Origin of the sequence: Amycolatopsis thailandensis (assembly GCF_002234405.1) — a bacterium.
GTDB classification, from domain to species: domain Bacteria; phylum Actinomycetota; class Actinomycetes; order Mycobacteriales; family Pseudonocardiaceae; genus Amycolatopsis; species Amycolatopsis thailandensis.
The window spans coordinates 1-637 of the sequence record NZ_NMQT01000408.1; the positions used below are offsets into that span (position 1 = coordinate 1).

The following is a 637-nucleotide window of genomic DNA, read 5'->3' on the forward strand; positions in this document are numbered from 1 at the left end:
GCGAGCCGCTTCCGTTCGTCGAGCGGTTTGCGCAGGTAGGCGAGGTGGTCGTCGATCGGGCGAATACCGGTGTAGAGCTCGTTCAGCCGGGGCAGCGCCGCCGGGTGGTGCTGCTTCACGTAGTCGGTGATCCTGGCGAAGAACGCGTCGTTGATCGAAGGCCCGCCGAGGTCGTCACCGACGAAGTGCACGGTCCGGGCGGGGTGGGCGCGGTTGTAGTCGCGCATCCACCGGATCAGGCTGACGAACTCCTCGCGGTCCCACGGGGAACCGGCCACCGTCCGCTTCAGGATCTCGCGGGCGTCACCCCTGCCGGTCTGGACGTAGTCGTCGATCTCCATGCCCGCCGACCAGCTCGCCTCCAGCGCGAACGCCCGGAACCCCTTCTCCTCGACGAGATAGCGGAACACCCGCTCCTTCATCGCGAAGAACTCGTGCGAGCCGTGCGTGGCCTCGCCGAGACCGACCACCTTCGCGCCGCCGATCATCGCGCCCAGTGCCCGCAGGTCGGCGGTGTTCCGGCCGGGTTCGGTCGAACGCAGCGGATGCGCCGCGAGGTCCAGCGACCACACCGGGTCGCGCCAGGACCCGGCCGGCCCCGTCGTCTCCGCCGCGTTCGCCGACGGCGCGAGCATCG

At 70.2% G+C, this 637-nt stretch carries 1 protein-coding gene; it reads right to left on the reverse strand.

The window, feature by feature from the left end:
• Window positions 1-637, reverse strand: a 637-nt coding sequence (locus CFP71_RS43190) for an erythromycin esterase family protein (protein WP_208636174.1), incomplete at both ends; no start/stop codon positions are given.